Genomic DNA, 22,939 nt, shown 5'->3' on the forward strand with positions numbered 1-22,939 from the left:
GGTGGCCCGGCCGTCGCCGCAGCCGGACGCGGCACCGCGCCGCGTCCCCTTCCCCGCTCGAAGGCGGGGGTCCCCACGCCCGAGGAGAACCGATGACCAAGGCGGCCGTGTTCGGCACGGGCTCGTGGGGGACGACCTTCGGCATGATCCTCGCCGGGGCGGGCACCCGGACGACGCTGTGGGGGCGCAAGCCGGAGATCGTCGAGGCGATCGACCGGCGGCACGAGAACCCCGACTACCTGCCGGGCGCGGTGCTGCCCGAGACGCTGCGCGCCACCACCGACCCCGCCGAGGCCCTCGAAGGCGCCGACTTCGTGGTGCTCGCGGTGCCCTCCCAGACCCTGAGGGAGAACCTGACCCGCTGGAAGCCGCACCTGCCGCCCGACGCGGTGCTGGTCAGCCTGATGAAGGGCATCGAGCTGGGCACCACCAAGCGGATGAGCGAGGTGATCTGCGAGGTCGCCGAGGTGCCCCAGGAACGGGTCGCGGTGGTGTCCGGCCCCAACCTGGCCGGCGAGATCGTCAGGGGCCAGCCGGCCGCCACCGTGGTCGCCTGCACGGACGAGCGGGCGATGGAGCGCCTCCAGGCGGCCTGCTACCTGCCGCCCTGGTTCCGCCCGTACACCAACCCCGACGTCATCGGGGTCGAGCTCGGCGGGGCCGTCAAGAACGTGATCGCCCTGGCGGTCGGCATCTCGGCGGGGATGGGGCTCGGCGACAACGTCGGGGCGATGCTGATGACGCGCGGGCTGGCGGAGATCTCCCGGCTGGGTACGGTGCTCGGCGCCGACCCGCACACCTTCGCGGGCCTCGCGGGCATGGGCGATCTCGTGGCGACCTGCGTGTCCCCATTGTCGCGGAACCGTACTTTCGGGGAGAATCTCGGGCGAGGTATGACGCTGGACGAGGTCATCGCCGCGACGAAACAGACCGCCGAGGGGGTCAAATCCTGCGAGTCGGTGCTCGAACTGGCCAGAAAGCACGACGTGGAGATGCCGATCACCGAGGTGGTGGTGGCCGTCGTCCACGACGCGATGCCCCCCAGCGAGGCCGGGGTGCTCCTGATGTCGCGGACTCCCAAGCCGGAACGGTACGGCCTGTGAACGGACAGCGTGGTCGATGAACAGACGGATGCGTAGGCGCAAGGGCGAGAACACCCGGTCGGTGCACCTGCCCGCTCCCGAGACGCCCCGGCAGCCCCCTCTCGGCCTTCCCGTGTGGCGCAGTTCCGCGTGGGGCTTCGGCGACTCCGCCGAGTACGCCGAGGTGTTCGACGAGAAGAGCTCCGGCTACGCCTACGGCCGGATCGACAACCCCACCACCGCCGCCTTCGCCGCGGCGGTGGCCTCCCTGGAGGGCGCCGCGGCGCCCGAGGACGTGGCGGGGCAGGCGTTCGCCTCGGGGATGGCCGCCGTCAACGCCGTCCTGATGACGTTCCTGCGCGCGGGCGCGCACATCGTGGCCCCCACCCCGCTGTACGGCGGGACCCACTCGCTGATCACGAACGTGCTGGCCAGGTTCGGGGTCGGCGCCGACTTCGTCGGCTACGGCGAGCTGGCCAGGGTGCAGGCGGCGATCAAACCCAACACGAAGATCATCTACGCGGAGACGCTGTCCAACCCCACCATGGCCGTCTCCGACATCCGGGGCCTCTACCGGATCGCCCGCGCCGCGGGGGCGCTGCTGGTGGTCGACTCGACCTTCGCCACCCCGATCGTGTGCCGCCCCCTCGAACACGGCGCCGACCTGGTGATCCACTCCGCGACCAAGTATCTCGGCGGTCACGACGACTGCGCCGGGGGCGTGGCGGTCGGCCGCCCCGACCTGATCGCCCAGCTGCGCGAGGTCCGGATCGACACCGGGGGCACCCTCTCCCCCGACGACGCGTTCCTGCTCCGCCGTGGGCTGGAGACCCTGCCGCTGCGGGTCCGCCGGATGTGCTCCACCGCGATGGTCTTCGCCGCCGCCGTGGCCAAGCACCCCGCCGTACGCCGGGTCGACTACCCGGGGCTGCCGGGACATCCCGGTCACCAGCTCGCCAGGCACCTGTTCGACTCCGGTCCCGAGGGCACGAGATACGGCGCCTGCGTGACGATCACCCCGCGCGGCGGCTACGACGCGGGAGTGGCCCTGGCCGACGCGCTCAAGCTCGTCTCGATCGCCACCTCCGCCGGAGGAACCCGTACCAAGGCCGCGCACGTGGCCTCGGCCACCCACCGGCGGCCCGGTGACGAATCGGGGACCGACGCGGCGGCGGTCAGGTTCTCCATCGGGCTGGAGGACGCCGAGGATCTCATCATGGACGTCACCCAGGCCCTCGACTCACTACCCGCATCGGGTAGGTAGGCGCGTCTAACAGCCGGATTGCCCTCTAACAGGGGGTACATTCGGTCATCATGAGTGAGCAGCACGAACCCCTACCGAGGGTCGCCGTCGTCTTCGGCGGTCGCAATTCCGAGCACGCCGTCTCCATTCTCGGGGCGGGAAGCGTGCTGGGGGCCATCGACAGATCCAAGTACGAGGTGGTCCCCATCGGGATCGCCACGGACGGCCGGTGGGTGCTCGCCTCCGGGGAGCAGCGCTACGAGATCGAGAGCGGTGAGCTGCCCGCCGTCGACGCGGCGGGCGCGTCGCTGGCGCTGGCCTCCGGTGACGGCTCGCTGGTGGCGTACGACCCCGGCAGCATCCCCGTCGAGCTCGGCCAGGTCGACGTCGTCTTCCCCGTGATGCACGGCCCCTTCGCCGAGGACGGCACGATCCAGGGACTGCTGGAGATGGCCGGGGTCCGTTACGTCGGCTCCGGGGTGCTGGCCAGCTCGGTCGGCATGGACAAGGCGTACATGAAGCTGGTCCTCGCCGCCGCCGGCCTGCCCGTCGGCCCGTACGTCGTGATCCGCGACCGCGACTGGCGGACCGACCGCGGCCGGGTGCTCAAGGAGGTCCAGGAGCTCGGCTGGCCGGTCTTCGTCAAGCCCGCGCGCGCCGGGTCCAGCCAGGGCATCTCCAAGGCCGCCACCCTGGAGGAGCTGGAGCGGGCCATCGAGTTCGCCCGCGAGCACGACCCCAAGGTGCTGGTCGAGGCCGCCGTCACGGGCCGCGAGATCGAGTGCGCGGTGCTGGAGTCGCCGGGCGACGAGGCGCCCAGGGCCAGCCTGCCCGGCGAGGTGCTGGTCCACGGCGACCACGAGTTCTTCGACTTCGAGGCCAAGTACATCGGAAGCGACATGTCCCTGTCCGTGCCCGCCGCCATCCCCCAGGAGACGGCCGAGGAGCTGCGGGCGATGGCCGTCCGCGCCTTCGAGGCACTGGGCTGCGAGGGCCTGTCACGGGTCGACTTCTTCTACACCCCCGACGGACGGCTGATCGTCAACGAGATCAACACCATGCCGGGCTTCACCGCGATGTCGGTGGCGCCGCAGCTGTGGGCCGCCACCGGGGTGCCCTACGCCGAGCTGGTCGACCGGCTGATCCAGCTCGCGCTCGGACGCTCACCCGGTCTGCGGTAGGGCGCTCTTGATGGGGGCCGCGAGAGCGACCAGCACGTTCTGCGGGATGTGCTCCCGCGCGATCGTCACCTCGACGTAGGCCTCCCTGCCGATCGCGGTGAACAGCGTCGGCCTGGCCGGGTCGGCGTACCACGCCACCCCGTCGATCTCGGGCACCTGGTCGGTCGGCGACATCGTCACCGGTCGCGGCACCCCGCAGCGCAGGGCGATGCGAGCCTCCCCCCACACGGCGACGTAGGGGGAGGCGGGAGTGGACTCCGTCCGGTCCGCGCCGTCGAGTTTCCCCGGAAGCCTCTCGGCGAGCGCCCGGCACGCGGCGGCGGCGGGCGCATCGGGGACCGGCGGCTCGACCCGGACGGCGCCGCCGCATCCCACCAGGATCAGCAGGGCACAGGCGCACCCCGCCCGGCGGGCGAACCGCAGTGACATGTCACGTTCCAGACGATCGGATACGGATTCGAGGACCCGCGTGTGAGTCCGGGCACGAATTCACGCGCGGGCTCGGACGCGGACTCAGATGTGGGCTCAGATATGGACGATGGGGCACGTCAGCGTACGCGTGATCCCCTCCACACCCTGGATCTGCGCCACCACGAGCTTCCCCAGCTCGTCGACGTTGCGGGCCTCGGCGCGCACGATCACGTCGTAGGGTCCCGTGACGTCCTCGGCCTGCGTGACACCTGAGATGCCGGAGATCGCCGAAGCCACGTTCGCGGCCTTGCCGACCTCGGTCTGGATGAGGATATAGGCCTGCACCATAACGACCTCCCGGGCGATTGGATCAGTGCCGAAGGGCCACCGTACCCTGTGATGAACAGGAGGTGTGTCATCACAGTCGGAGATCTCGGCGAATTCGGGGTTGTTGCACGTATTGCCGGACGTTTGCCACAAGGTAGGACCGTATTGCTCGGCCCCGGGGACGACGCCGCGGTGGTGAGCGCTCCCGACGGGCGGGTCGTCGTGACGACTGACCTGTTGATTGAGGGTAGGCACTTCCGGCGCGATTGGTCCAGTGGCTACGACATCGGCCGCAAGGCCGCGGCGCAGAACCTCTCCGACGTCGTGGCGATGGGGGCCGACCCCACCGGCCTCGTGGTCGGCCTCGGGATACCCGCCGACACCACCACCGGCTGGCTGGACGATCTCACCGACGGCTTCCGCGACGAGTGCGACCTCGTCGGAGCCAGCGTGGCGGGCGGTGACATCACCCGCAGCGACCTCGTCGTGATCGCCGTCACCGCCCTGGGCGACCTGGGTGGCCGGGCACCCGTCACGCGGTCGGGGGCCCGCCCGGGCGACGTGGTCGCCGTCGCGGGTCGCCTCGGGCACGCCGCCGCCGGGCTCGCGCTGCTCCGCGCGGGCCTGTCCGGGCCGGTGGAGCTGATCGACGCCCACCGCCGCCCGTGCCCGCCCTACGCGCGCGGCCCGGAGGCCGCCGGGCTCGGCGCGACGGCCATGCTCGACGTGAGCGACGGCCTGCTGCAGGACCTCGGTCATGTGGCCGCGGCGGCCGGAGTCGCGCTCGTCCTCGACCCGGAGGCGTTCACCCTCCCGCCGGCGATGCGAGAGGCCGCCCGGCTGCTCGGCGTCGATCCGCTGGAGTGGGTGTTCTCCGGCGGCGACGACCACGCGCTCGCCGCGACCTTCCCGGCCCACGTACGGCTCCCGGAGGGCTGGAACGTGGCGGGTCACGTCATTGAGGGGGAAGGCGTGCAGGTCAAGGGCCTTTCGCTCGACCGGGGAGGCTGGGACCACTTCCGGGTGTGATCCTTACCACTTCCTGCGACATCTGTGAAAATTGCGACAAACGTTTACCTAACTGGTATGAAGATGGGCGGTCGAGATTCCCTTCGAGAAAGGGGCCATATGGGCCGCCACGGTGGAACCGGGGAAGAGGCTTCCCCGGACCGGGGTAAACGCGAGCCGGAGTTCGCTCCGGAACCAGGTCGGGGGGACGAGCCGATCGGGCGCCGACTCCGTCCCGAGGAGTCGGTGACCACCGAGACCCGGACGGGTTTCCTGGGGTCGGGATGGAGCTCGGAGTCCGAGCCGTCCGGCTCGTCCAAGGAGTCCACCCCGTTCGACCCGTGGCCCGAGGACGAGGAGCGGCCCGGCGGGCGGATCAGGAAGACGGTGCTGATCGTCGCCGCGGTGGCCGTGGTGCTCGGCGGGACCGTGGTCGGCGTCCGGGCCCTGGCCGGCTCCGGGAGCCCCGCCGACTGCCCGCCCGCCGGTTGCGTCGCGGCGGCGTCGAACCAGCCGGTGCCGGAGACCGACACCGCCGACGAGCCCGCGGTGGAGGAGCCCTTGGAGGAGCCGGCGCCGGACGACGAGCCCTCGGAGACGGGCGACGAGACGCCGCGGCCGGGTGACGAGAGGACGAGGTCCACCCCGGCCCCCGACCGCACCTCCACCCGTGGCGGAGGCGAGGGCACCTCCACCCCCCGGCCCACACCGACGCGGAAGGCCACCCGCGCGCCGGCGGACACCGACGACTCGTCGTCTTCCGAGGAGTCCGCCGACGAGCCCGAGCCCGGTTCCACCCCCGATGCCCCCCAGCCCCTCGTCGCCGGTGACCGTACGCCGGCTCCCGAGCAGTCCCCGAGCAGCGCCGGGCCCGACCCCGTGCCCAGCGAGACGGCCTCCAGTGCGGCCCCGCTCGCCGGGGGTGCCGCGATCACGGTCGGCGCGGACATCGTGAGGGAGAGATCGCGCACCTACACCGTCGAGCTCGTGGTCGCCGCGAACGAGAGCGTCGAGCGGCTCAAGGTGAGCGTGCCGGTCAGCGGGGAGGTCACCTCGGTGAGCGGAGCCGACTGGGAGCAGGTCGGCGACAGCCTGCTGATCGAGTCACCGGAGGGTCTGGGGGCCGACGAGGAGCTCGTCGTCACCTTCACCGCGAGCGGTGACGCGGAGATCCCGCAGAGCTGCCAGAGCGACCAGGGAGAGTGCGCCGTCGCCTGACCCGGTGCGCCGCCCGCCCCGGCGCTTCGCGGGCCGGAGCGGGGCTGGTTGGATGGGGAACATGACCGTTTCGACCCCCCCTCGCGTGCTGACCGTCGCCGGCTCCGACTCCGGAGGCGGTGCGGGAATCCAGGCCGACCTGAAGACCATGCTCGCCCTCGGCGTGCACGGCATGAGTGTGATCGCCGCGGTGACCGCCCAGAACTCGGTCGGCGTGCAGGGCTACTGGGAGCTTCCCCCGGAGGCGGTACGGGCCCAGCTCGACTCGGTGCTCGGTGACATCGGGGCCCAGGCGGTCAAGACCGGCATGCTCGCCTCACCGGTACTGGTGGAGACGGTGGCCGAGGTCCTGGCGGGGCTGGACGTGCCCGTCGTGGTCGATCCCGTCGGGGTCTCCAAGCACGGCGACGCGCTCCTCGCGCCCGAGGCGGTGGAGACGGTGAAGACGCGCCTGCTGCCCACCGCCACGGTGGTCACCCCCAATCTGTGGGAGGTCCTGCAGCTCACCGGGGTGAAGGTCGAGGACGAGCCCGACCTGCGCCGGGCCGCCGACGCGATCCTGGAGCTCGGGCCCGCGTGGGCGCTCGTCAAGGGGGGTCACCTGCCGGGTGCGCCGGTCGACCTGCTGACCGACGGCACGCGCGAGTTCCGTTTCACCGCGGAGCGCCACGACAACCGGCACACCCACGGCACGGGCTGCACCCTGGCCTCCGCGATCGCCTCCCACCTCGCCCTCGGCGAGGACGTCCCGCCCGCCGTGGAGAAGGCGAAGGCGTACGTCACCGGCGCGATCGCACACGGCTTCCCCCTGGGGGCGGGCATCGGCCCCGTCGACCACGCCTGGCGCCTGCGCGTCTCCTGAGCGGGACGTTCTCCTGAGCCGCGTCTCCTGAGCGGGACGGTTTCTTGAACGGGACCGGGACGGAGACCCGCCGGGAAACGGCGAAGCCCGCCGCCCCATCGCGTGGGACGGCGGGCTTCGCGGAGGTCTGGCTAGCGGGTGACCTTGCCGGCCTTGATGCAGGAGGTGCACACGTTCAGCCGCTTCGGCGTGCCGTTCACCACTGCGCGCACGGGCTGGATGTTCGGGTTCCAGCGGCGGCGGGTGCGGCGGTGCGAGTGGGAGACGTTGTTGCCGAAGGTCGGCTTCTTAGCGCAAACGTCGCAGACGGAAGCCACGGTTCGCTCCTTATATCAGTCGAGAGGCTCGATCCGCCGCACTGGCGGCGGTCATCGGGCACGCCGGGACGACCGGCTGGCCACACGAGGATATCCGATGTCCGGCCCTGCACGCGAACGCGAGCCGCCGTGAACGGTCGAACGGGGATAATCTCCGGAGGCAACCGTAGCGCATTCCGGGACACGCCACGGCGGGTCTCGCCGGAGAGCCGGGCGGGGCAGTGGAGCCGAGAGCGGATCGGGAGACGCCCGGAGCCCGGTGAGGGCGTCCGGCGGGCGCGAGCAGGAGCCGGGGAGCAGGAGGGCAGGAATGCTGCAGGTTCTCGACCCGCTCGCGGTGCGCAGATGGTCGCGGCTGGCCGCCGAGACGCTCGGAAGGGCGCGCGAGGAGATCGACGCGCTCAACGTCTTTCCCGTGCCCGACGGCGACACCGGCACCAACCTGCACCTGACCATGCTCTCCGCCGCCGAGGCGCTCGACGGGCTGCCCGACGACGCCGGGGCCGAGGCCACCTGGCGGGCGTTCGCGCAGGGGGCGCTGCTCGGCGCCCGCGGCAACTCGGGGGTGATCGTCAGCCAGGCGCTGCGCGGCCTCGCCGAGGTGCTCAGGGAGGCCGAGGGGCACGGCGCCGACCTCGGACGAGGCCTGGTCAGAGCCGCCGAGCTGGCCCGCGCCGCGGTGTCCAGACCGGTCGAGGGCACGATCCTGAGCGTCCTGGCGGCCGTGGCCGCGGCGGTCCGCGACGGGCGGGAGGATCTCGCCTCGGTCGCGAGGAGGGCGGCGGGGGAGGCGCGCTCCGCGCTCCGCCGCACCACGGGGCAGCTCGACGTGCTGGCCCGCGGCGGGGTGGTCGACGCGGGCGGGGCGGGCCTGACGATCATCCTGGAGAGCCTCGCCGCCGTCGTCACCGATTCCTACACCGGCAGGGTGGACATCCCCGCCCCGGCGCACCGGATCGTCCCGGAGACCCCCCGGGAAGCCCGGGAGGGCGGAGAGGGGCCCGGCTACGAGGTCATGTACCTGCTGGACGCCGGAGAGGAAGAGGTCGCCGCACTGCGGGAGGAGCTCGACGCGCTCGGCGACTCGCTGGTGGTCGTGGGCGGGGACGGCCTATGGAACGTCCACGTCCATGTGGACGACGCGGGCGCGGCGATCGAGGCGGCGATGAGGCGGGGCCGCCCTCACCGGATCAAGGTGACGTATCTGGTCGCCTCGGGCAGGACCCATCCGGTCGCGCGGGGGAGGGGCGTGGTGGCCGTGGCCGCGGGGCCCGCGCTGGCGGCGGTGTTCGAGGAGGCGGGAGCCGTGGTCGTCCGGCGCGAGCCCGGCTCCAGCCCTCCGCTGGCGGCGGTGCTCGCCGCCGTCCGCGAGGCCGGGTCCGAGGTCGTGGTCCTGCCCAACGACAGCGACACGCGCGAGGTCGCGGCCGCCGCCGCGGAGATCGCGAGGGAGGAGGGCCTGGTGGTCGGCGTCCTCCCGACCAGGGCCTCGGTGCAGGGCCTGTCGGCGCTGGCCGTCCACGACCCGCTGCGCCGCTTCGACGACGACGTGGTCGCCATGACCGAGGCCGCCGCGCACACCCGCCACGGGCACGTGTGGGTGGCCGACCGCGAGGTCATGACGAGCGCGGGCCTGACCGCCCCCGGCGACGTCCTGGGGGTGGTCGACGGTGACGCCGCGCTGATCGGCACGGATCTGGAGGCGACCGCGCTGGAGGTCGTACGCCGCATGGTCTCCTCCAGCAGCGAGCTGGTGACCCTCCTGGAGGGCGCCGACGCCCCCGAGGGGCTCGCACGCGCCGTACAGGACCATCTGGCCGGGACCAGGCCGGACGTCGAGGTGGTCCGGTACGAGGGCGGGCAGGGCGGCTATCCGCTGCTGATCGGGGTGGAATGAGCCGGTGCCGGACGGCCGGGTGAGCCGCGGTGGGTGAATTCTGTCGCCTGGGCACGGTAGAAAACGGGGGTGACGAGCTTCGACGAGCCGCTGGCGAAGGCGCTTGACCCCAAGACGGCCAAGCTGCTGGAGAGCGTTCTCGACCTGCGCACCGTCGGCGACCTGCTGCGGCACTACCCGCGGCGCTACGCCGAGCGGGGCGAGCTGACCGATCTCGACGACCTGCGGGTCGACGACCACGTCACCGTGGTGGGCGAGGTCACCAGGGCGATGCGCAGGCCGATGCGCAACAAGGGCGGCACCTGGCTGGAGGTCGAGGTCGTCGACGCCCGGGGCAGCAAGATCTACCTGTCGTTCTTCGGGAAGACGTCCCACATCGCGGAGACGCGGCTGAAGCCGGGCAGGCGCGGCATGTTCGCCGGGAAGGTCGGCGCCTTCGGCCAGGGCGAGAAACGCAAGTGGCAGCTCTCCCACCCCGAGTTCGAGATGATCGAGGAGAGCGAGACGGGCGCCGAGGAGTTCGCCGCCGCGCTCGTGCCGATCTACCCGGCGGGCAAGGACGTGACGCCCTGGGCGATCCGCAGGGCGCTGGGCGTCGTCCTCGACACGATGGGCGAGCTCGACGACTCCCTCCCCGCGGAGCTGCGCGCCCGCCACCGGCTTCCCGGCCTGTCGGAGGCGCTGCTGGCGATCCACCGCCCGCGCGACCACGCCGACGTGGCCAGGGCGCGCAAGCGGCTCAGGTTCGATGAGGCGTTCCTGCTCCAGGCGGTGCTGCTGCAGCGCCGGATGGCCGCGGCCTCCTGGCCCGCCACGCCCCGGCCCGCGATCTCCGGCGGGCTGCTCGCCGACTTCGACGGGCGGCTGCCGTTCGAGCTCACCGAGGGCCAGCGCGACGTGGGCGAGGAGATCGCGGCGGACCTGGCGCTGCCCCACCCCATGCACCGGCTGCTCCAAGGCGAGGTCGGCGCGGGCAAGACCGTCGTCGCGCTGCGGGCGATGCTCCAGGTGGTCGACGCCGGGGGGCAGGCCGTGCTGCTGGCACCCACCGAGGTGCTCGCCCAGCAGCACCACCGGTCGATCTCGGCCATGCTCGGGGACCTGGCCGCCGGCGGCATGTTCGGCGGCACCGCGGTCGCCCTGCTGACCGGCTCGCTGGGCGCCGCGGCCCGCCGCTCGGCCATGCTCGACGCGGCCTCGGGCGCGGCGGGCATCGTCGTCGGCACCCACGCTGTCCTGCAGGAACGCGTCCAGTTCGCCGACCTCGGCCTGGTCGTGGTCGACGAGCAGCACCGGTTCGGCGTCGAGCAGCGCGACGCGCTCCGCGAGAAGGCCGGGGGCGGTCGTCCGCACGTGCTCGTCATGACCGCCACGCCCATCCCCCGCACCGTCGCCATGACGGTCTTCGGCGACCTCACGGTCTCCACGCTCTCCCAGCTGCCCTCGGGCCGTGCCCCGATCACCACGCACGTGGTCCCCGCCGCGGAGAAGCCGCACTTCCTCGACCGGGCCTGGACGCGGCTGCGCGAGGAGATCGAGCTGGGCCGCCAGGCCTACGTGGTGTGCCCGCGCATCGGTGACCTGGAGGGCGACGAGGGCGACATGTCGAAGGCCGACGACGAGCGCAGGCCGCCGCTGGCGGTGCTCGACGTGGCCGAGACGCTCGCGAAGGGGCCGCTGCACGGGCTCCGTACGGAGGTGCTCCACGGCAAGCTCCCGCCGGAGGAGAAGGAGGCGGTGATGAAGGCCTTCACCCGGGGAGAGATCGACGTGCTGGTGGCGACCACGGTCATCGAGGTCGGCGTCGACGTCCCCAACTCCTCGGTCATGGTCATCATGGACGCCGACCGGTTCGGCGTCTCCCAGCTCCACCAGCTCCGTGGCCGGGTCGGGCGCGGCGGGCTGCCCGGACTGTGCCTGCTGGTGACCGACTCCCCGGGGGGCACGCCGGCGAGGGCGCGGCTCGACGCCGTGGCGGCCACCCTGGACGGCTTCGAGCTGTCCCGTGTCGACCTGGAGCAGCGCAGGGAGGGTGATGTGCTCGGTGTGGCCCAGTCGGGGCGCAGATCGTCACTGAAGATGCTCAGGCTCCTTCGCGACGAGGACGTCATCCACGCCGCGCGCCTGGACGCCGAGGCCATGCTGGAGGCCGACCCCGAGCTGGCGGGGCATCCCGTGCTCCGTGCGGAGATCGACAGGCTTCTCGCGGACGAGCGCGCCGAGTACCTGGAGAAGACCTGAGGGAACGAGGCCGTGGAGTGCCCGGCCGGACCGCCTGTCCGCGGTGCTCGGCGGGGATCTCGATCCCGGTGCCCAACTGCGGGGACGGCCTCCCCCCGAATGCCGTCCCCGCTTGGGCCCACTCCCGGGTCAGGTGCCGAGAGCACCGGCGTGCGGAAGGGCTCACGATCACGCCGGTCGGCCTCCCCCTGGGTCACTTGGAGGCCGCAGGAATCATCATGCAAGGGACCGGCACCGGACGGAACGACCCTTACGCTTTCGTCGCCACTCCTTGCCCACTCTTGACCTAGATCACCTACCAGGACCCTTTTGACCTGCGGTTATGTGATGCGTCGCGACACGCCGGTGCTGCGCACGGCGCCCTCGGGACGGGAGCGTGGACGGCGGCGGGACCGGCACCGAAACGGCACTGAGAGGATGGCCGGGTGAGCCGAGTCATCGCGGGAAGCGCAGGAGGGCGGCGGCTGGCCGTGCCGCCGGGACGGGGGACACGCCCCACCAGCGACCGGGCCAGGGAGGGGATCTTCTCCACCGTGGGGTCGCTGATCGGCCCGCTGGAAGGGTGCCGGGTGCTCGACCTCTACGCGGGTTCCGGGGCGCTCGGGCTCGAGGCGCTCTCCCGGGGTGCCGGCCACGCGCTTCTCGTGGAGTCGGACGCCAGGGCGATCCGGACGATCAGGCAGAACGTCGCCTCGCTGGGCCTTCCGGGGGCGGAGGTCGCCGCCGACAGGGTGGAGCGGCTGCTGGCCAGAGGTCCCGGGGGCGCCGGAAACGCCCAGGGCACCGAGAGCGTCGAGAGCGCAGGGAGCGCGGGGAGGCCGTACGACCTCGTCCTCGCCGACCCGCCGTACGCGCTGGGCGCCGAGGAGGTGGAGACGGTGCTCGGGCTGCTGCGCGACCGGGGCTGGCTGGCCGAGGACGCGCTGGTCGCCGTGGAGCGGGAGAGCAGGGGGAAGGATCTGGTCTGGCCCTCTGGGTACGAAGAGGAGAGGGTCCGTCGTTACGGCGAAGCGTCCGTTTGGTACGGTCGCGCCTCCGGGAATCCTTAGAGCAGGGGGTCCACCTTGCGTCGCGTTGTCTGTCCGGGATCGTTCGATCCCGTCACGAACGGTCATCTGGACATCATCGGCCGGGCTTCCCGGCAGTACGACGAGGTCGTCGTGGCCGTACTGATCAATATCGAGAAGAAGAGCCTGTTCACGGTGGAGGAGCGCATCCAGACGCTCCAGACGGTCACCAAGGAGTACGGGAACGTCCGCGTGGACAAGTTCCACGGCCTCCTGGTCGACTACTGCAGGCAGCAGGAGATCCCCGCCATCGTGAAGGGCCTGCGCGCGGTCAGCGACTTCGACTACGAGCTCCAGATGGCGCAGCTCAACTACCGGATGTCCGGGGTGGAGACCCTGTTCATGGCCACCGGCCCCGAGGTCTCCTTCCTGTCGTCCAGCCGGATCAAGGAGATCGTCAAGTACGGCGGGAACGTGGCCGGGCTGGTACCTGATCTTGTGCAGGAACTCCTGGTCGAACGGCTCAGGGGCTAGGCCCTGCTATTCTCTTATTTCGGCCTTGCACGACGGCGATGATGCGCCATGCCTAATGAGAGCGGAATGACTCAGCACCTTGACCCCCGAGCCCCATGGGTGATCTCGACCCATGACCTGGGGCGGCGACCAGGGTCGATGCGCAGGATGAATCTCGTTCTCCCGGCACCGGCGGACATCGGCGTCGACATGATCGGCGTCCCCAAGGACGCCGACGTCGAGCTGGACATCCGGCTTGAGGCGGTCATGGAGGGTGTGCTCGTCACGGGCACTGCGCAAGCCCCGCTGCGGGGGGAGTGCGCACGCTGCCTGGAACCGGTCATCTCACGAACCGAGGTGGACTTCCAGGAGCTGTTCTTCTACTCGGCAGAGGATGCTGCCGAGAGTGACTCGCTTCTCGACGGTGAGCTTCTCGACCTCGAACCCGTGTTTCGCGACGCGGTGGTGCTCACACTGCCGTTGAGCCCGGTTTGCAGCGAAGACTGCACCGGGCTCTGCGTGGAGTGCGGGGTCAGGCTGGCCGATGCCGAGCCTGACCACGGCCACGAGGTTGTCGACGCCCGCTGGGCGAAGCTGCAAGGTCTGATTCCGGAACATAACAACGATCAGGAGAGCTGACGTGGCTGTCCCCAAGCGCAAGATGTCGCGGAGCAATACTCGCTCCCGCAGGTCGCAGTGGAAGGCCGCCGCGGTTTCGCTCGTGAGCTGCCCCCAGTGCCGCTCGCCGAAGCGTCCGCACGTGGCGTGTCCGACCTGCGGCACTTACAACCGCCGTCAGGTGATCGAGCCCTCCGCCTGATCGCATTCTGACCGACGGATGCCGGCCGGGTCCTCCACGGGCCCCGGTCGGCGTCACCGTCTGCACCCCCTGCGATGGCGGTCCGCCCGCGGCTGTGGTGGACGCCGGGGTTCGCGGTAGAACGCGTGCCCTCCCGGCGCCCACCACATCTTCGGGCATCTCTCGTTCCTTCCTTCGCCATCGCGCATTCGCTGAGAGAACGTGCGAGGAGAAGCCGTGGGTACGAGCGTCAAGCCTGTCGCCGTCGAGTTCGTCAAGGAAGAGCTGGAGCGCCTCCTTCTGGTGCGCCTTGACGTCGCCATCCTGGAGCGGGCGCTGACGCACCGCTCCTACGCGTACGAGAACGGCGGCCTGCCGACCAACGAGCGCCTGGAGTTCCTCGGCGACTCGGTGCTCGGCCTGGTCGTCACCGACACCCTCTACCGCAACCACCCGGACCTGCCCGAGGGGCAGCTGGCCAAGCTCAGGGCCGCGGTGGTTAACATGCGCGCCCTCGCCGACGTGGCCCGCTCGCTGGGCCTGGGCCGCTTCCTGCGGCTCGGCCGGGGCGAGGAGGGTACGGGGGGTCGCGACAAGTCCTCGATCCTCGCCGACACCCTCGAGGCGCTCATCGGCGCGGTCTACGTCAACAGGGGCCTGGACGAGGCGTTCCGCGTCGTCCACCTGCTCTTCGACCCGCTCATCACCCGGTCCGCCTCGCTCGGCGCCGGACTCGACTGGAAGACCTCCCTGCAGGAGCTCACCGCGTCCGAGTCGCTCGGCGTGCCCGAATACCATGTCGAGGAGAGCGGCCCCGACCACGCCAAGTCCTTCACCGCGGTCGTCCGCGTCGGCGGCGAGGCGTACGGCTCGGGGTCCGGACGCTCGAAGAAGGAGGCCGAGCAGCAGGCCGCCGAGGCCGCCTGGAACCGCATCCGCGAGGACCGCGAGAGGCGCGAGGCCAGCTGACCGGCCGGCCGAGTCGCCCGAGGAGGGACGCATGCCCGAGTTGCCGGAGGTCGAGGTGGTACGCCGCGGCCTGGAGCGGTGGGTCTCCGGCCGGGTCGTCGCCCGCGCCGAGGTGCTCCACCCGAGGGCGATCAGGCGGCACGTCCCCGGCGCCGTGGAGTTCTCCGCCCGCATGGAGGGCCGCACGGTCGGTCCCGCCGAGCGCAGGGGCAAATACCTCTGGCTGCCCCTGGGCGGCTCCGACGCGATCCTGGCGCACCTCGGGATGAGCGGCCAGCTGCTGGTCGTGGAGCCGGACTCGGCGCCGGAGAGGCACCTGCGGGTCCGGATCGGCTTCACCGACGGCGGTCCCGAGCTGCGCTTCGTCGACCAGCGGACCTTCGGCCACGTGCTGGTGACCGGCATGACACAGGCCGGTGGCCGCGCGGTGCCCGAGCCGATCGCGCACATCGCCGCCGACCCGTTCGAGAAGAACTTCGACGACGACGGCTTCGCCCACCGGCTGCGCGCCCGCCAGACCGAGGTCAAGCGGGCGCTCCTGGACCAGTCGCTGATCAGCGGTGTCGGCAACATCTACGCCGACGAGGCCCTCTGGCGGGCCGGGCTGCACGGCGCCCGCCCCACCGCGACGCTGACCCGGCCGAAGGTGGTCGAGCTGCTGGCCGCGGCCCGGGAGGTGATGTCCGCCGCCCTGTCCGAGGGCGGCACATCCTTCGACAGTCTTTACGTGAATGTCAATGGCGAGAGCGGTTACTTCGACCGTTCCCTCGCGGTTTACGGCCGGCGCGACGAGCCCTGCCCCCGGTGCGGCACCCCGATCGTCCGCGAGTCGTTCATGAACCGTTCCTCCTACAGCTGCCCCCGCTGCCAGCCCAGGCCGAGAAGGGACGTGGCATGACGGACGTACGGCTGACGGCCTGGGTCAGGGGACACGTGCAGGGCGTGGGTTTCCGCTGGTGGACGCGGGCCAGGGCGCTCGAACTCGGCCTGACCGGCTGGGCGCGCAACACCGGCGACGGCCGGGTGGAGGTGGTCGCGCAGGGCCCCGAGAAGTCGTGCGCGATGCTGCTCGACCTGCTCAGGGGCGGGAGCACGCCCGGACGGGTCGACGGGGTCGTCGAACGCTGGAGCGAGACCAAAGACGGCCTCCAGGGTTTTGTCGAGCGCTGACCGCTTCCCTAAACCGCCCAAAATAAGGTATAGTTGACCGTCGAGAGTGCCTGCTGGTGCATCCACCCGGAGCGTTCAACTTGACCGTCTCCCTCACCGGTGCGACTCTTGATAAAGAACCACGCGCACCCCTCCCGCGGTAAAGAAGTGCGCGAACCAGTCTGGTCACTCAGCGTGGAGGACCCTTTACTATGGCGAAGGCTCTACTCGGCCACGTCGGCGGTCCCGACCCTCGTATGGTCTCGGAAATGCGTCGCCTCCAGCAGCGCATCCGTGATCTCGAGGGAGAGCTCACCCGGCTCCAGGCCCAGAACGACGAACTCGCGGCCGGCACCCGCGACGAGGAGTTCAACCGTCTGCAGGATCGTGAGCCGGCCCTCACCTAACGGGGCCGGGGCGGAACACACTGTCCAGGGACGCCTCGTAGGGGCGTCCCTTGTCATATCGCTACGCACGTCACAACCGTCACGTGCGTCCTATATGCCGTGCCAGGAAGGCCAGCTGCTCGGGTAACACCCTGCGGCGGTAGGCCGTGTCCTGGCACCCTTCGGTAATCCCTCCTTCGGCCGTGGCGCCCAGGGCCTTCAGCCCCTTCAGCATGGTCTGGGTCTGCCTGGCCCACGCGTCCCGCTCGCCGCACCCCAGCCAGACCGGGATGTCCACGAGCTCGCGCAGCGGCGCCTGGGCCGCGCTCACCGTGGGCGACGCCGCGACGACCGCCCCCACCTGCTCGGGGCCCAGCTCCGCGGCGAGCCTCAGTGCCCCGGCGCCCCCGGCGGACCAGCCCATCAGCCCGATCTTCGCGGTGTCCATCCCGTTCGTGTTCAGGTACGGCAGCAGCGTGCCCGGGATGTCGGCGGAGGGCCAGTCGTCGATGGAGGCCAGGGCGAAGCGCCCGCCTCCCGCGGCCAGATAGCGGTCGATCGCGTAGACGTCGAACGGCGTGCGCGCGTCACCGGCGGCGCCGTGAAGCATGATCACCACGGGGAGCCCGTCCCCCGCCCCCGGCGGCAGCCCGACGATCACGCGCCGCCGGTCGACCCGGCTCCGCTGGAGCGTTCCAGGCGAGGTCACCGGAGGCTCGGGGACCGCGCCGCAGACGATCTGGGCGTACGCGTCCCGGAAGCCCTCCGGCCCGGCCGCCAGGGCGGCGCCACCGAGGCCGAGCGCGGCGAGCCCGCCGCCCACGAGGAAGGCGCGCCGCCTGAGGTGACCCCTGCCGCCCGATGGGTGTGATGGAGCCTCGCCCCCACCGCGTTCCGCGTCCATGCAGGGCACCATAGGCGGTGCGCGGGCGGGCGCGGGTGAAGAACGGTAGTCTTCCCGCGTGACCGAAGCCGTGGGCTGACCGTGGGCTGACAAGGCAAGACGCGTTCACCGGCGCCCGGGACACGGCGTGCGACACGCCGGCCGGCGCGGCCGCGCCGCGAATGGGGGGTTTCGTTGTATCTCAAGACCCTTACCCTGCGCGGGTTCAAATCCTTCGCCTCCGCCACCACGCTCCGGTTCGAACCGGGCATCACCGCCGTCGTCGGCCCCAACGGATCCGGCAAGTCCAACGTGGTCGACGCCCTGGCCTGGGTGATGGGCGAGCACAGCGCCAAGTCGCTGCGCGGCGGCAAGATGGAGGACGTCATCTTCGCCGGCACCTCCTCGCGGGCCCCGCTGGGACGCGCCGAGGTCACGCTGACCATCGACAACACCGACGGCATGCTCCCGATCGACTACACCGAGGTGACGATCAGCCGCCTGATGTTCCGGGCGGGCCAGAGCGAGTACGCCATCAACGGTGACATCTGCCGCCTGCTCGACATCCAGGAGCTGCTGTCCGACTCCGGCATCGGCCGCGAGATGCACGTCATCGTCGGGCAGGGCCAGCTCGACCAGGTGCTGCACGCGGGGCCCGAGGAGCGCAGGGCGTTCATCGAGGAGGCCGCGGGCGTCCTGAAGCACCGCAAGCGCAAGGAGAAGGCGCTGCGGAAGCTCGACGCCATGCAGGCCAACATGACCCGGGTCCAGGACCTCACCACCGAGCTGCGCCGCCAGCTCAAGCCGTTGGGCCGCCAGGCCGAGATCGCCCGCAAGGCCGCCGTCATCCAGGCCGACCTGCGCGACGCCAGGCTCCGGCTGCTCGCCGACGACGTGCTCACCCTGCGGACCACCCTGGAACGGGAGATGGCCGACGAGGCCGCCGTCCTCACCCGCCGCGCCGCGGTGGAGGTCGAGCTGGAGCAGGGCCAGGTCGCCGAGTCCGAGTTGGAGGCCGCCGAGGCCGAGGCCCAGCCGCGCCTGGCCGCCGCCCAGGAGGCGTTCTTCCGCCTCTCCTCCCTCCGCGAGCGCCTCAGGGGTCTGGCCGGGCTCGCCGCCGAGCGGCACCGGAACGCCACCGACACCGCCGTGGAGCGGCGCGGGCGCGACCCCGAGGACTTCGAGCGCGAGGCCGAGGAGGTCCGAGAGCAGGAGCGGGTCCTGGCCGAGCTGCTCGAGGGGGAGCGGGAGTCGCTCGCCGGAGCGGTGGCCCGGCGCGCCGAGACCGAGGCCGCGCTCGCCGCCGAGGAGCGGAGGCTGGCCGCGGAGGCGAGGGCCGCCGCGGACCGGCGCGAGGGCCTGGCCAGGCTGAGGGGCCAGGTCGGCGCCGCGCGCAGCCGGGCGGGGGCCGCCGAGGAGGAGATCGGCAGGCTGCGGCGTTCGCTGGAGGAGGCCGAGCAGCGCGCCGAGGAGGCCCAGGCCGAACACGACGGCCAGGAGCGTGCCGAGCCGTCCGCCGACCCCGCCCTCGCCGAGGAGCTGGAGATCGCCCTGGAGACGGTCGAGCAGGCCCGGGAGTCCGTCGAGCTGGCCAGGGCCGGGGTCGAGGAGGCCAAGGCGGCCGTCGCGGGCCCGAACTCCGCGCTCGGCTCCGCCAGGGCCGCCCTCGCCGCCGCCCGCAAGACCGACCAGCAGGCGCAGCGTCAGGTGGCCGCCCTCGAGGCCAGGTTCGAGGCGCTGGAGATGGGCCTGGCCGGTGGTGCCGCCGGCGCCGCCGCGCTGCTCGCCGCCGACCTGGCCGGGGTGCTCGGCCCGGTGGCGACCATGCTGTCCGTGCGGCCCGGTGCCGAGGTGGCCGTCGCGGCCGTGCTCGGGGCCGCCGCGGAGGCCGTCGCCGTGGAGTCGCTGCAGAGCGCCGCCGACGCGATCGAGTTCCTCAGGGGCCACGACGGCGGCCACGCCACCCTCGTCATCGCCTCGGCCGAGGCGGGGGCGGGCTCTCCGGGCCCGGTGCCGCTGGCCGGAGCCGAGTGGGCGATCGACCTGGTCACGGTCTCCGCCGAGCTGCGGGCCGCCGCCACCCATCTGCTCGCGAACGTGCTGGTCGTGGACGATCTCGCGACCGCGAGGAAGGCGGTCGAGCAGCGCCCCGCGCTGCGGGCCGTCACCCGGTCCGGCGACCTTCTGGGCACCCACACCGCCGGGGGAGGTTCGGCGGGCGGCACCTCCGCGCTCCAGATGCGGGCCGCCCTCGACGAGGCCGCCGCGGATCTGGCCGAGGCCAGGATCGCCGCCGAGCTGGCGGGAACGGAGCTGGAGGAGACCGCCGAGGCCGAGGCGGAGGCGCAGCTCGCGGTCGAGTCCGCCCAGGCGCGGGTCGCCGAGGCCCAGACGGGCGTGCAGAACGCGCAGGCCGGGGTCAACGCGGCACAGGCCGCCCTGGACCGGGTCAGGGCGAGGCAGCGTGACGCCGACCAGCAGGTCGCCGCGGTGGCCAAGCGGCTCGCCCGGCTGGGCGCCGCCGCCAAGGCGGCCCGCGACGAGTGTGAGCGCCTGGCCAGGGGCGTACGGGCCGCCGAGGAGGCGCGCGACCGCGACGCGGCCGGTCTCGCCGAGCTGGAGGAGCGGCTCGCCGCGGCCGTCGGCTCCGAGGAGCTGGAGACCGAGCCCACCACCGATCTTCGCGACGAGCTCGCCGAGATCTGCGCGGCGGCCAGACAGGACGAGATGGAGGTCCGCCTCGCCGTGCGGACGGCGGAGGAGCGGGTCAGGGGCATCGAGGGCCGGGCCGACGAGTTGACGCGCGCCGCCGAGCGCGAGCGCGAGGAGCGTTCCAGGGCGGCCGAGCGCCGCGAGTGGCGGCGCAGGCAGGCCCGGACGGCCCAGGCGGTCGTCCAGGGCGCCGAGCTGGCGCTGCGCGCGCTGGAGACCTCCCTGGGGGCCGCCGCCGGCGAGCGCGACGAGGCCGACCGGGCGCGCGGGCAGATCGACGCCTCTCTCAAGGCCGTCAGGATCCGTGTCCGGGAACTCTCCGGCGAGCTGGACAAGCTGGTCAACCGGGCGCACGGCAGCGAGGTGGCCCGTACCGAGCAGCGGCTCCGGTTGGAGCAGCTGGAGGGCCGGGCGGTGGAGGAGTACGGCGTCGAGGCCGACACCCTCATCGCCGAGTACGGCCCCGGCGAGCCGATCCCGACGGCCGACGGAGACCCCGTCCCCTACGACCGTGACGAGCAGCTCAAGCGGGCCAGGGCGGCCGACCGCCAGATGGCCCAGCTCGGCAAGGTCAACCCGCTCGCGCTCGAGGAGTTCGCGGCGCTCGAGGAGCGGCACTCGTTCCTCACCTCGCAGCTGGAGGACCTCAAGAAGACCCGCCGTGACCTGCTGCTGGTGGTCAAGGAGGTCGACGACCGGGTCGAGCAGGTCTTCGGCGCCGCCTTCGCGGACGTGGCCCGCGAGTTCGAGACGATCTTCACCCGGGTGTTCCCCGGCGGCGAGGGCAGGCTGCTGCTCACCGACCCGGAGAACATGCTGACCACCGGCGTCGAGGTCGAGGCCCGGCCGCCGGGCAAGAAGGTCAAGCGCCTGTCGCTGCTGTCGGGCGGCGAGCGGTCGCTGACCGCGGTGGCGTTCCTCGTGTCCATCTTCAAGGCGCGCCCCTCGCCGTTCTACGTGATGGACGAGGTCGAGGCCGCGCTGGACGACACCAACACCCAGCGCCTGCTCACGCTCTTCGAGGAGCTCCGGCAGACCTCGCAGATCATCATCATCACCCACCAGAAGCGCACCATGGAGATCGCCGACGCCCTGTACGGCGTGTCGATGCGCGGGGACGGCGTCACCCAGGTCATCAGCCAGCGCCTGAGGGAACACGAGTCCGTCTGAGCCGTCGAGGGGGCCGGGGACCCCGGGGGTTCGGGATCCGCGCCGCTTTCGGGGGGAGGCGGATCGTCGGGGAGCGGGAGTTCGCGGGATCGGAGGGGAGCGGTTCTCCGGGGAGCGCGGGTTCGCGAGGTCGAAAGGGAAAGGGGCTCTTCGGCGGAGCGCGGGTTCGTGAGGTCGCGAGGTCGAAGGGGAGCGCGGGTTCGCGAGGCCGAACGGTGACCGCTGGTGAAAGACCGCGAGCCGGTCCGGAGCACCGGGGTGTCGGAGCATCCCGGGGCGTCTGGAAAACTGTGCTCTTGTGGAAGCCTATCTCGGCATAATCGCGATCATCGTTGTCATCGCCCTGTTGGCGGCGGGCGGCATGCTCCTGCTGTTCAGGTCGGGGGGCAAGACCGCGCCGCCGCGGGTCGAACCGCCACAGGCGCCGTCGATCCCGAAGGAGGCGCAGGCCCCGGGCCGGGGCACGGTCGTGGACGACGACGCGTCGACGACCACCGTGCCGCCGCCGGCCAAGCCGGTGGAGCCGGAGGTCACCGTCGTCGCTCCGGTGATCGAGGTTCCGCCGCCGTCCGCCGGACGGATGGTGCGGCTCCGCGCCCGCCTGGCCCGGTCACAGAGCACGCTGGGCAAGGGGCTCCTGGAGCTGCTCTCCCGCGACCGTCTGGACGACGACGCCTGGGACGAGATCGAGGAGACCCTGATCACCGCCGACGTCGGCGTGACGCCGACCAGGGCGATGGTCGAGGAGCTGCGCACCCGGGTGAAGGTGCTGGGCAGCCGGACGCCCGAGGAGGCGCGCGCCCTGCTCAGGGAGCAGCTGCTCGTCCAGATCGGCGCCGACATGGACCGTACGCTGCACGTCACGCCGCACGGCGAGCGTCCCGCGGTGGTCCTCGTGGTCGGCGTCAACGGCACCGGCAAGACCACCACCACCGGCAAGCTGGCACGTGTCCTCATCGGTGACGGCGGCAAGGTCGTGCTGGGCGCCGCCGACACCTTCCGCGCCGCCGCCGCCGACCAGCTGCAGACCTGGGGAGACCGTGTCGGGGCCGCGGTCGTACGCGGCCCCGAGGGCGGCGACCCCGCCTCGGTGGCCTTCGACGCCGTGGCCGAGGGCATCAGGGAGAAGGCCGACGTGGTGATCGTCGACACCGCGGGGCGGCTGCACACCAAGACCGGTCTGATGGACGAGCTCGGCAAGGTCAAGCGTGTCATCGAGAAGAAGGCCACGGTCGACGAGGTCCTGCTCGTCCTCGACGCCACCACGGGCCAGAACGGGATGCGCCAGGCCCAGGTGTTCGCCGAGGTCGTCAACATCACCGGTATCGCCCTGACCAAGCTCGACGGCACCGCCAAGGGCGGCATCATCATCTCCGTCCAGCGCGAGCTGGGCGTCCCGGTCAAGCTGGTGGGTCTCGGTGAGGGACCCGACGACCTGGCGCCGTTCGACCCCGAGGTCTTCGTGGACGCGCTCCTCGGAGACTGAGTCCCCGCGTCGCCCGCCCCGTCCCGCCATCGGCTCGGGGCGTCGCGGGCGGACGCGCGGGCGGTACGGGTGGGTCCC

Annotated in this window: 22 protein-coding genes; 18 read left to right on the forward strand and 4 right to left on the reverse strand. The window is 72.1% G+C overall.

Translation table 11 applies throughout. The annotated features are described in order from the left end of the window. The first annotated feature begins 92 nt into the window (after positions 1-92). Genes ACTOQ3_RS18440 through ACTOQ3_RS18450 form a run of 3 tightly spaced genes read left to right on the forward strand, consistent with a single transcriptional unit; the run spans position 93 to position 3,506 of the window. Complete coding sequence (locus ACTOQ3_RS18440; protein WP_440084604.1) at positions 93-1,103, forward strand: NAD(P)H-dependent glycerol-3-phosphate dehydrogenase; 1,011 nt, start codon at positions 93-95, stop codon at positions 1,101-1,103. 28 nt (positions 1,104-1,131) lie between these two features. Beyond that, positions 1,132-2,346 carry a trans-sulfuration enzyme family protein gene (locus ACTOQ3_RS18445; RefSeq protein WP_440084605.1) on the forward strand — a complete coding sequence of 405 codons (1,215 nt, stop codon included), beginning with the start codon at positions 1,132-1,134 and terminating at the stop codon, positions 2,344-2,346. 50 nt (positions 2,347-2,396) lie between these two features. Then, positions 2,397-3,506 carry a D-alanine--D-alanine ligase family protein gene (locus tag ACTOQ3_RS18450; RefSeq protein WP_440084606.1) on the forward strand — a complete coding sequence of 370 codons (1,110 nt, stop codon included), beginning with the start codon at positions 2,397-2,399 and terminating at the stop codon, positions 3,504-3,506. Here ACTOQ3_RS18450 and ACTOQ3_RS18455 read toward each other — a convergent pair. Continuing rightward, positions 3,489-3,935: a DUF3515 family protein gene (locus tag ACTOQ3_RS18455; protein ID WP_440084607.1), complete on the reverse strand. Its 447-nt coding sequence runs from the start codon at positions 3,933-3,935 to the stop codon at positions 3,489-3,491. The genes ACTOQ3_RS18450 and ACTOQ3_RS18455 overlap by 18 nt on opposite strands. A gap of 96 nt (positions 3,936-4,031) precedes the next feature. After that, positions 4,032-4,265: an Lrp/AsnC family transcriptional regulator gene (locus ACTOQ3_RS18460; RefSeq protein WP_344749082.1), complete on the reverse strand. Its 234-nt coding sequence runs from the start codon at positions 4,263-4,265 to the stop codon at positions 4,032-4,034. Between the two features lie 51 nt (positions 4,266-4,316). Here ACTOQ3_RS18460 and ACTOQ3_RS18465 point away from each other — a divergent pair, with 51 nt between their 5' ends. From ACTOQ3_RS18465 to thiD, 3 genes are all read left to right on the forward strand, one after another. Continuing rightward, complete coding sequence (locus tag ACTOQ3_RS18465) at positions 4,317-5,273, forward strand: thiamine-phosphate kinase (protein ID WP_440084608.1); 957 nt, start codon at positions 4,317-4,319, stop codon at positions 5,271-5,273. 225 nt (positions 5,274-5,498) lie between these two features. After that, complete coding sequence (locus ACTOQ3_RS18470) at positions 5,499-6,470, forward strand: hypothetical protein (RefSeq protein ID WP_440084609.1); 972 nt, start codon at positions 5,499-5,501, stop codon at positions 6,468-6,470. Positions 6,471-6,522: 52 nt separating this feature from the next. Then, complete coding sequence (gene thiD, locus ACTOQ3_RS18475; RefSeq protein ID WP_440084610.1) at positions 6,523-7,332, forward strand: bifunctional hydroxymethylpyrimidine kinase/phosphomethylpyrimidine kinase; 810 nt, start codon at positions 6,523-6,525, stop codon at positions 7,330-7,332. A 131-nt stretch (positions 7,333-7,463) separates the two neighbouring features. Here the strand turns inward: thiD and rpmB are convergent, their stop codons facing one another. Next, a complete protein-coding gene (rpmB, locus tag ACTOQ3_RS18480; protein ID WP_012894387.1) occupies positions 7,464-7,649 on the reverse strand; it encodes a 50S ribosomal protein L28 in 186 nt (61 codons plus the stop codon). Positions 7,650-7,959: 310 nt separating this feature from the next. On the opposite strand from rpmB, the gene ACTOQ3_RS18485 reads away from it, so the two are divergent. From ACTOQ3_RS18485 to ACTOQ3_RS18530, 10 genes are all read left to right on the forward strand, one after another. Beyond that, entirely contained in the window at positions 7,960-9,546 is a 1,587-nt protein-coding gene (locus ACTOQ3_RS18485) for a DAK2 domain-containing protein (RefSeq protein ID WP_440084611.1), read from the forward strand. A 69-nt stretch (positions 9,547-9,615) separates the two neighbouring features. Continuing rightward, entirely contained in the window at positions 9,616-11,787 is a 2,172-nt protein-coding gene (recG, locus tag ACTOQ3_RS18490; protein WP_440084612.1) for an ATP-dependent DNA helicase RecG, read from the forward strand. A gap of 425 nt (positions 11,788-12,212) precedes the next feature. After that, on the forward strand, positions 12,213-12,836 hold the full coding sequence (rsmD, locus tag ACTOQ3_RS18495; protein ID WP_440084613.1) for a 16S rRNA (guanine(966)-N(2))-methyltransferase RsmD: 624 nt from the start codon (positions 12,213-12,215) through the stop codon (positions 12,834-12,836). A 15-nt stretch (positions 12,837-12,851) separates the two neighbouring features. Next, positions 12,852-13,328, forward strand: a complete 477-nt coding sequence (gene coaD / locus ACTOQ3_RS18500) for a pantetheine-phosphate adenylyltransferase (protein ID WP_329085210.1) — start codon at positions 12,852-12,854, stop codon at positions 13,326-13,328. 66 nt (positions 13,329-13,394) lie between these two features. Continuing rightward, on the forward strand, positions 13,395-13,946 hold the full coding sequence (locus ACTOQ3_RS18505; protein WP_440084614.1) for a YceD family protein: 552 nt from the start codon (positions 13,395-13,397) through the stop codon (positions 13,944-13,946). A 1-nt stretch (position 13,947) separates the two neighbouring features. Further along, the gene (rpmF, locus tag ACTOQ3_RS18510; protein ID WP_012894381.1) at positions 13,948-14,127 is read left to right on the forward strand and encodes a 50S ribosomal protein L32; all 180 of its coding nucleotides are present in this window, start codon (positions 13,948-13,950) and stop codon (positions 14,125-14,127) included. Between the two features lie 264 nt (positions 14,128-14,391). Beyond that, positions 14,392-15,075 (forward strand): ribonuclease III, encoded by a 684-nt coding sequence (rnc, locus tag ACTOQ3_RS18515; RefSeq protein ID WP_329094214.1) that lies wholly within the window; start codon positions 14,392-14,394, stop codon positions 15,073-15,075. A gap of 31 nt (positions 15,076-15,106) precedes the next feature. Beyond that, complete coding sequence (gene mutM, locus ACTOQ3_RS18520; protein WP_440084615.1) at positions 15,107-15,973, forward strand: bifunctional DNA-formamidopyrimidine glycosylase/DNA-(apurinic or apyrimidinic site) lyase; 867 nt, start codon at positions 15,107-15,109, stop codon at positions 15,971-15,973. Then, positions 15,970-16,245, forward strand: a complete 276-nt coding sequence (locus ACTOQ3_RS18525) for an acylphosphatase (RefSeq protein ID WP_440084616.1) — start codon at positions 15,970-15,972, stop codon at positions 16,243-16,245. The genes mutM and ACTOQ3_RS18525 overlap by 4 nt, the downstream gene beginning before the upstream one ends. 191 nt (positions 16,246-16,436) lie before the next feature. Beyond that, positions 16,437-16,631, forward strand: a complete 195-nt coding sequence (locus ACTOQ3_RS18530; RefSeq protein ID WP_344748163.1) for a hypothetical protein — start codon at positions 16,437-16,439, stop codon at positions 16,629-16,631. A gap of 79 nt (positions 16,632-16,710) precedes the next feature. Here the strand turns inward: ACTOQ3_RS18530 and ACTOQ3_RS18535 are convergent, their stop codons facing one another. After that, positions 16,711-17,514, reverse strand: coding sequence for an alpha/beta hydrolase-fold protein (locus ACTOQ3_RS18535; protein ID WP_440084617.1), 804 nt, complete (start codon positions 17,512-17,514; stop codon positions 16,711-16,713). 174 nt (positions 17,515-17,688) lie between these two features. Between ACTOQ3_RS18535 and smc the strand changes: the two genes are divergently transcribed. Together smc and ftsY are read left to right on the forward strand one after the other, a co-directional pair. Continuing rightward, positions 17,689-21,375, forward strand: coding sequence for a chromosome segregation protein SMC (smc, locus tag ACTOQ3_RS18540; protein WP_440084618.1), 3,687 nt, complete (start codon positions 17,689-17,691; stop codon positions 21,373-21,375). A 298-nt stretch (positions 21,376-21,673) separates the two neighbouring features. Next, entirely contained in the window at positions 21,674-22,861 is a 1,188-nt protein-coding gene (ftsY, locus tag ACTOQ3_RS18545) for a signal recognition particle-docking protein FtsY (RefSeq protein ID WP_440084619.1), read from the forward strand. Positions 22,862-22,939: the final 78 nt, after the last annotated feature.

The sequence above is a fragment of the Streptosporangium sp. LJ11 genome (assembly GCF_051918945.1).
Classification (GTDB): domain Bacteria; phylum Actinomycetota; class Actinomycetes; order Streptosporangiales; family Streptosporangiaceae; genus Streptosporangium.

Bases quoted from the DNA above. Each gene is read 5' to 3' on its own strand.
- ACTOQ3_RS18440 (WP_440084604.1), top strand. From the start codon at position 93: ATGACCAAGGCGGCCGTGTTCGGCACGGGCTCGTGGGGGACGACCTTC.
- ACTOQ3_RS18445 (WP_440084605.1), top strand. From the start codon at position 1,132: ATGCGTAGGCGCAAGGGCGAGAACACCCGGTCGGTGCACCTGCCCGCT.
- ACTOQ3_RS18450 (WP_440084606.1), top strand. From the start codon at position 2,397: ATGAGTGAGCAGCACGAACCCCTACCGAGGGTCGCCGTCGTCTTCGGC.
- ACTOQ3_RS18455 (WP_440084607.1), bottom strand. From the start codon at position 3,935: ATGTCACTGCGGTTCGCCCGCCGGGCGGGGTGCGCCTGTGCCCTGCTG.
- ACTOQ3_RS18460 (WP_344749082.1), bottom strand. From the start codon at position 4,265: ATGGTGCAGGCCTATATCCTCATCCAGACCGAGGTCGGCAAGGCCGCG.
- ACTOQ3_RS18465 (WP_440084608.1), top strand. From the start codon at position 4,317: ATGAACAGGAGGTGTGTCATCACAGTCGGAGATCTCGGCGAATTCGGG.
- thiD (WP_440084610.1), top strand. From the start codon at position 6,523: ATGGGGAACATGACCGTTTCGACCCCCCCTCGCGTGCTGACCGTCGCC.
- ACTOQ3_RS18485 (WP_440084611.1), top strand. From the start codon at position 7,960: ATGCTGCAGGTTCTCGACCCGCTCGCGGTGCGCAGATGGTCGCGGCTG.
- ACTOQ3_RS18505 (WP_440084614.1), top strand. From the start codon at position 13,395: ATGACTCAGCACCTTGACCCCCGAGCCCCATGGGTGATCTCGACCCAT.
- mutM (WP_440084615.1), top strand. From the start codon at position 15,107: ATGCCCGAGTTGCCGGAGGTCGAGGTGGTACGCCGCGGCCTGGAGCGG.
- ACTOQ3_RS18525 (WP_440084616.1), top strand. From the start codon at position 15,970: ATGACGGACGTACGGCTGACGGCCTGGGTCAGGGGACACGTGCAGGGC.
- ACTOQ3_RS18530 (WP_344748163.1), top strand. From the start codon at position 16,437: ATGGCGAAGGCTCTACTCGGCCACGTCGGCGGTCCCGACCCTCGTATG.
- ACTOQ3_RS18535 (WP_440084617.1), bottom strand. From the start codon at position 17,514: ATGGACGCGGAACGCGGTGGGGGCGAGGCTCCATCACACCCATCGGGC.